Consider the following 6827-nt stretch of genomic DNA (forward strand, 5'->3'; position numbering starts at 1 on the left):
AATCTTGTCGAGTCCGTTTAATTTTAGCAAAATTTTAAGGTCAGCTTATCGTTGCTTTTTCCCCCAATATTGAAATAAGTCCGTGCGCAAAGCCCCGTTATATAGTTTACGTTTTTTCGTAGCGGGAGCCCCATAAAATTTCTCAAACTCAAGATCAGCCGTCAAAATATATTTACTCCAAGTAGTCATTGGTCGATATAACTGCCCCATTTGCCGATATAATTCTCGAACGTTAGCTTGATCACTTAACCGTTCCCCGTATGGTGGATTCGCCACAATCACTCCGTTAAGCTTCTCAGTCCGCCAATCCTTTAAGGCCAATTGTTTAAAGGTGATATCTTGGCTTAAACCGGCCGCGCGCGCATTTTGTTGCGCAATTGCCACCATTGATTGGTCAATATCATAACCCGTGATGTCTAGTTCAACATCATAATGAGCTTGGGCATCGGCTTCATCGCGGACCTCATCTAATAATTCAGCCGGAGTTAAGTTTAACCATTGCTCCATCATAAAATGCCGGTTAATTCCTGGGGCAATATTATGACCAATTAACGCCGCTTCAATCGGAATCGTCCCAGAACCACAGACCGGATCTACAAATGGGTTATCAGGAAACCAATGTGCTAACATCACTAAAGCGGCCGCTAAGTTCTCCTTCATAGGTGCAGCCCCTTTAGCCTGACGATAGCCACGTTTAAAAAGACTATCTCCCGTCGTATCTAAAGTTAATATAACATGATCTTTGTCGATAGCCACTTCGATCGGATATTTGCTTCCAGACTCGGTTAATCGAGTCCGCCGATGATAGACCATACTTAACCGTTCTACAATTGCTTTTTTGGTGATTGCTTGGATACTAGGTACATTATGTAACTGGGAATGATGGCTACTCCGCCCTGAAACTGGAAAGTTGGCATCAATCGGTAGTAATTCTTCCCATGCTAAAGCTTTAGTCTGTTCAAATAAGTCATCAAATGTTTTGGCATCAAATTCGCCCACAATAATTTTGACCCGATCAGCCGTCCGCAACCACAAATTAGTTCGGGCGATCGCTTTGATATCACCTTGAAACCGAACGCGACCGTTTTCAGTTTGCGTTTGATAACCAAGGTCCTTTAATTCACGATTAACTAAGGCTTCAATCCCCGCAGCAGCCGTAGCGAGTAGTTTAAATTCTGTCACTTATTCATCCTCTTTTTCCCACCAAGTCGGCAGTTGTACTTGGCATTTTTCGATTTGTCCAGTTAGCCCATGAATGATTGCTTGCCCCGTTAGTAATGTTTGATAAGGAGTGTTTGCCAATAAACTGTGCCACTCTTCAACACTTCCTAAATGGTGAATCAGCTGATGGGCAAATTGCGATCGTAATTCAGCGGGTAAATCTAATGGTGATTGGGTCGTTAAAATCAATCCAACTTGTACCTTCCGCCCCTCACGGGCTAATTGAAAAATTCCATTATTAGGCAAGTCCTTAACGTCTGTTGGTAAGTAGCGATGAGCTTCATCTAACACCACTTGCACAGGGAAACTAGCTCCTTGACTCAATCGATATTGCAAGATTTGCTTAAATAGCACTGATAAAACCACCTGTTGGCTCACTGGTAAATGCTTTAATAACGATAAATCAATCACTAGAGTCCGATGATGACTGGGGTGTTTTAGAAACATCTGCAAAAACAAAATTTAACTCATATTGAAGCTGTTTTCCAGTTTGCGTGGCGAACAATTCTTGAAAGGTGGTTTCGCCTAATTGAGTCCGTAAAGTTGTAATCAAGGGCCACAGTTTTTGCAACTTTTCTCGGTCATAATCTTGCCCCATCAACTGATAGTTCGGTTTTCCATTTAAAGCCGGTATAACTAGGCATTCAATGATTTGATCAGCTAACAGGTTAATTTCGTAGTGCCCACTCCAATGACCTAATTGCTGCATCGCCTTTTGCCATTCTTTTACCGGTCGATTCATAAATCGATAAGGTTGAGCCTGATTAGCAATATTCGCTTGATATCGCAAGGCGGTAATTGCTTCTTGCAACAAGTGTTTCGTGGATGCAGGCAGGTCTGTTAATTGTAACAAGGCCGCTAGTTCCTCAATTGACAATTGACCGGCATCGAGATAGGCATTGTCACCAAAACTATAAGTAATCGTATTGGGAAGTTTGCTATATTCTCCCGTCGGGTCAAAAACAATCGTTGTTTGGCTCCCTTGCTGTAAATCACTCAACAAAGACAAGGTGGAGGTCGTTTTTCCGCTGCCAGTCTGCCCCACAATTAACAGGTGACGTTGAACCAACTGTTCTGCAGTGATTGATCGTTCATTAGATGATCCTTGAAACATCTGCATCCCTCCTCTTACTGATTCATCCCGATTTTATCATATGACCAATCACGAATGAACTAAAAAAGACCGGTGAAGAAAATAATTTCTTCCCAGTCTCACCTGAATGTAAGCTTCTGTAGGCCATGTTTTGTCAAAGTATCATTGCAGGTCCAATCATACCGTGGTAATCATCTATCTCAGTATCAAAGATACTCCCCTGGAATCACTTCAATTTGTTATCCAAAGCTCCCCTACCAATGTTTGGGTTTACCGCTTGAGGGGTTTACCGCGTTCCACTAGTAAGGTTTCCCCTACTACATCGTCACTGTGGCACTTTTCAGGAATACTAGGGCATAGCCAAAGCCTTAGCCGGTTTTTCCGCCGTCACCCAAATGGGTGCCCCGCCTTATTTTTTCAGCGGGCACAAACACTACAGGCATCGCAGCCTGTGCGAGCATGGACCTTCCTAACGTAACATTTGCTACGCTCGATTACCCAAAGCTTACAAAGAAAGATTATAATACGAAATTAAAGCAAATGCGAGTCTTCATCGCCATTGTTTAATTGGGAGCCAAAGACACGCCGTTCCAAATTCGACAAACGTTTCAAAATATCAACGTTCGTGGCCCCAGAAAGTGGTTGGGCATCACCCGTTGCCACCCCACTTCCACCAGCTTCAACCTGACGAGTTAATTCGTCGACCTTGGTTTTTAAGCGAGCATTCTCATCTTGAAGACGATTGATTTCCTTTTCAAAGGTATTGTAATCCTTAATAATGTCATCAAGGTAAGAGTCAACATCTTCCCGATCGTAACCTTTTCCAATACTCTTTTCTTGGAATTGTTTTTGTAAAATATCTTGTGGAGTAAAGTTAATGTTATCCAAAATTAACACCTCGCTTAAATTTTAACTCTTTGTTAGTTTACCAAAGTTTTTATTAAATACCAATGATATTAACATAAATCTCTAAAACTTACCTTTTAAAATTCATCGTGTTCCTCAACTTGACGTTGCGCCCATTCTTCCGCGGCGTCTTGTAATTGATCCATGGTCACCAAAGTAATTTGATAAGTAGGTTGTGTCTCTTGATATTTCTGGGCCGCCCGATAATCCCAAAACGGTTTACTATGTTGATCTGGATTTAATTCTTGTTCTGGATCAAAGACCAAAATTAATTCATCAGAGTGTTCAAACATAAATCGTTGGTAATTACGAAGCTGCTGTGGACCCTGATATGGTTGATTAGAAACTGTTCCTTGATAATCCATTTGCTCGCGAATCGCACTTAAACGTAGTTGATTATCTTCATTCCAATTCTGCCCAAAGTCAGCAAACGGTAATAGCATACTAACACGAAGTTGTTCGTAATCATCCTTTAAAGCAATAGCAGATTTTAAGCCCCATCGTTCGGTTCCCATTTGCGGACCGCTAATAACCCAAGTCTCTTCATTGGACTGATTTAATCGATCCTGGATTAATTGGCTCAAAACCGTTTGAATTACCAATTGCTTCGGATCGTCTTCTTGAAAGACCCCCAATTCATACGCGCGATATCCCGAAATCCACACTCTTTTCACATGCTAACCCCCTTTAAATCGGCGTTTTTCGCAAATTAAATGATTCTTTGGTATAATATATCACATAGTTAATGGAGGAACTAGAATGGCGATTAAATATCCACAGGGTCAACAACCACCGCGACCTGCCCCAGAACAACCTCAGTTAGGATCATCGGCAGCGAAGCGGGGGATGACCTTGGAGCATGAATTAAATCTGAGTAATCAATATTATTTAAGCGTCGATCGCGCTGTCATTCATAAGAAACCGACGCCCATCCAACTTGTTAAGGTTGATTATCCCCGGCGAAGTGCTGCGGTTGTTCGCGAGGCTTATTTCCGACGACCATCAACCACTGATTACAATGGCATTTATCAAGGTCATTATATTGACTTCGATGCTAAAGAGACTCGTAATAAGCGTTCTTTTCCCTTAAAGAATTTTCATGCTCATCAGATCGAACACTTACGCCATTGCCTAAAGCAAGGCGGTATCTGTTTTGCGATCATTCGCTTTACTAATCTAGGCCAGAACTATCTTTATCCGGCGTCCAAGTTAATTCAGGCTTGGGACCAGCAAGACGCTGGCGGACGCAAGTCCATTCTATTAACCACTATTCAAACTGATGGTTTCCCAATCACACTTGGTTTGCAGCCACGGTTGGATTATTTAGCAGCTGTTGATCAGCTCTTAGAAACTATCAAACATAAAGGAGTCGATTATGAATAATAATCCCAATACCTCTGGCCCATCGTTTTGGCGACGGTTGGGCTACTTCCTAGTCGATCATAAAGCATTGTGGAAACGCATCTTTTTATGGCTAGTTGGTATTTTTGTTTTGCTGGTAATTGCCGGTGCTGCCCTCTTCTTCTACTATGCTTCGAGTGCACCAACAATTACCAAGAGTGATTTACAAAGCCAAACTGGAACCACCATCTATGACGCTAATGGGAAAGTGGTTTCTCGTTTGGGAGCACAAAAGCGTCAGTATGCTTCTAGTAGTGAACTTCCTAAAACCCTTAAAAATGCGGTCGTCGCGGTTGAAGATAAGAACTTCTACCATGAAAAGCTTGGGATCTCACCTACTCGGATTGTGAAAGCCGCCTTCTCCAATGTTTTCCACGGCACTTCTGATGGAATTCAAGGGGGAAGTACGATTACCCAACAATTGATCAAACTATCGGTTTTCTCAACTGCTAAGTCTGATCAAACCTTTAAACGAAAGGCTCAAGAAGCTTGGCTAGCCTATAACATCACCAAAAAATTCTCTAAAGATCAAATCTTAACTTACTACTTAAATAAGGTTTATATGGGGAACGGTGTTTATGGGATGAAGACCGCTGCTCAATACTACTATGGTAAGGACTTGGACGAATTGTCCTTAGCCCAAACCGCCATGCTAGCTGGGATTCCCCAATCACCTTCTGTATACAATCCTTTAGCCAACACCACCTATGCTAAGGAACGTCGGGACGTGGTCCTAGACGCCATGCAAACCAATGGTTACATTACCGCTAGTCAAGCGGCCGCTGCCAAAAAAGAGAGTGTAACTAAGGGACTGGATTCATCTCACGGGAATGTTGAATCATCAAGTTCTCAAGTTGATGAACCAGTGGTCGACGCCTATGTCAAACAAGTTATTGAAGAGCTGGAAGATAAAGGTTATAACCCCACTACCGATAGTCTTAAGGTTCATACCAGTCTGGATACAGATGCGCAACAAGAACTTTACGATGATGCTAACGAAAATGTTTCCTTCCCGAGCGATAATGTTCAGGTGGGGGTTGCCGTCGTCGATCCTCATAATGGACAAGTTATTGCCATGTTAGGTGGTCGGAAGCTTGATAGTAATACGGTTTATGGTTATAACCGAGCTGTTCAACAAACCCGCTCTTCTGGTTCGACGGCTAAACCACTGATGGATTATGGTCCCGCCATTGAATATCTTCACTGGCCAACCTTCCATGTTTTGTCAGATACTGCCATGACTTGGCCTGATGCAACTGGTACTATTAAGGACTTTGATAACAAGTACCAAGGTAACATCACCATGCGACAGGCTCTAGTCCAATCACGAAATGTTCCTGCGATCCGAGCCCTACAAGCTGTTGGAATTAGCAAGGCCACTAAGTTCTTAAAGGGACTGGGTATTTCCCAAAAGAAGGCTTATACCTACTCAAGTGGGATTGCCCTTTATATCTCTCCGCTCCAAGAAGCCGCAGCCTATGCTGCATTTGCTAATGGCGGAACATACTACGAACCATACTATGTCACTTCGGTTACTACTCAAGAAGGAACCACTACTAACTTCAAGAAACAGGGTAGTCGGGCAATGACCAAGGGAACTGCCTTTATGATTACTAACATGCTTGAAGGGGTCTTTACGGGTAATGGTAGTGGGACTTCTGCTTACCTCAGTGGCGTTAACCAAGCTGGGAAGACTGGAACAACCAACGCTTCTGATAATAACAACAACAGTGGAATCCTGGATTCCTGGATGACCGGTTACACCAAGAACTACTCCATTTCGGTATGGACCGGATATGATGATAATAAGAACACCTTAACGGATTCTGGTGCCTACTCGGCTCAATACTTGTATAAAGCTCTGATGTCATATCTTGATGGTGAAAACCATGCAAGTAATTGGACCATGCCAAGTTCCCTTGAATCAGTTAGTGTCCAAGGGGTGACCCAATACATGTTCAAGGCCTATCCATTCAGCATCGAGTATGCATCTGGAAGTTCAACATCATCTACTAGCTCTTCATCATCTACTAGCTCTTCATCAAGCAGTAGTGATTCTTCAAGTGCTTCATCAGAATCAACGTCCAGCGCTTCAAGCTCGATGTTGTCAGAATCGGTTCAAACGATTACGCAAAATTCGCAATCAACCACCGATGCTAACACTAATAATGCTGCTTCTAGCGGTCAATAATTGATAAAAGGCTAC

At 42.7% G+C, this 6827-nt stretch carries 7 protein-coding genes and 1 other RNA gene; 2 read left to right on the plus strand and 6 right to left on the minus strand.

The annotated features are described in order from the left end of the window. Window positions 1-45: 45 nt before the first annotated feature. The 6 genes from PS3_RS08590 to PS3_RS08605 form a co-directional block, all read right to left on the minus strand. Window positions 46-1182, minus strand: a complete 1137-nt coding sequence (locus PS3_RS08590; protein ID WP_007122696.1) for a THUMP domain-containing class I SAM-dependent RNA methyltransferase — start codon at window positions 1180-1182, stop codon at window positions 46-48. Continuing rightward, window positions 1183-1575 (minus strand): ATP-binding protein, encoded by a 393-nt coding sequence (locus tag PS3_RS10315; RefSeq protein WP_050950907.1) that lies wholly within the window; start codon window positions 1573-1575, stop codon window positions 1183-1185. It lies immediately after the preceding gene. 49 nt (window positions 1576-1624) lie between these two features. Beyond that, the gene (locus tag PS3_RS10320; protein ID WP_050950908.1) at window positions 1625-2335 is read right to left on the minus strand and encodes a helicase HerA domain-containing protein; all 711 of its coding nucleotides are present in this window, start codon (window positions 2333-2335) and stop codon (window positions 1625-1627) included. A gap of 114 nt (window positions 2336-2449) precedes the next feature. Continuing rightward, window positions 2450-2820: RNase P RNA component class B (rnpB, locus tag PS3_RS10200), an RNA gene on the minus strand. 25 nt (window positions 2821-2845) lie between these two features. Continuing rightward, window positions 2846-3202, minus strand: coding sequence for a cell division regulator GpsB (gene gpsB / locus PS3_RS08600; protein WP_040468755.1), 357 nt, complete (start codon window positions 3200-3202; stop codon window positions 2846-2848). Between the two features lie 95 nt (window positions 3203-3297). Next, window positions 3298-3894, minus strand: a complete 597-nt coding sequence (locus tag PS3_RS08605; RefSeq protein WP_007122698.1) for an SLOG family protein — start codon at window positions 3892-3894, stop codon at window positions 3298-3300. Between the two features lie 85 nt (window positions 3895-3979). On the opposite strand from PS3_RS08605, the gene recU reads away from it, so the two are divergent. After that, window positions 3980-4603, plus strand: coding sequence for a Holliday junction resolvase RecU (gene recU / locus PS3_RS08610; RefSeq protein ID WP_007122699.1), 624 nt, complete (start codon window positions 3980-3982; stop codon window positions 4601-4603). Beyond that, window positions 4596-6812 carry a PBP1A family penicillin-binding protein gene (locus tag PS3_RS08615; RefSeq protein WP_040468756.1) on the plus strand — a complete coding sequence of 739 codons (2217 nt, stop codon included), beginning with the start codon at window positions 4596-4598 and terminating at the stop codon, window positions 6810-6812. Before recU ends, PS3_RS08615 begins: the two co-directional genes overlap by 8 nt. Window positions 6813-6827 lie beyond the last annotated feature (15 nt).

The organism is Limosilactobacillus gastricus PS3 (genome assembly GCF_000247775.1).
In the GTDB taxonomy this organism is placed as follows: domain Bacteria; phylum Bacillota; class Bacilli; order Lactobacillales; family Lactobacillaceae; genus Limosilactobacillus; species Limosilactobacillus gastricus_A.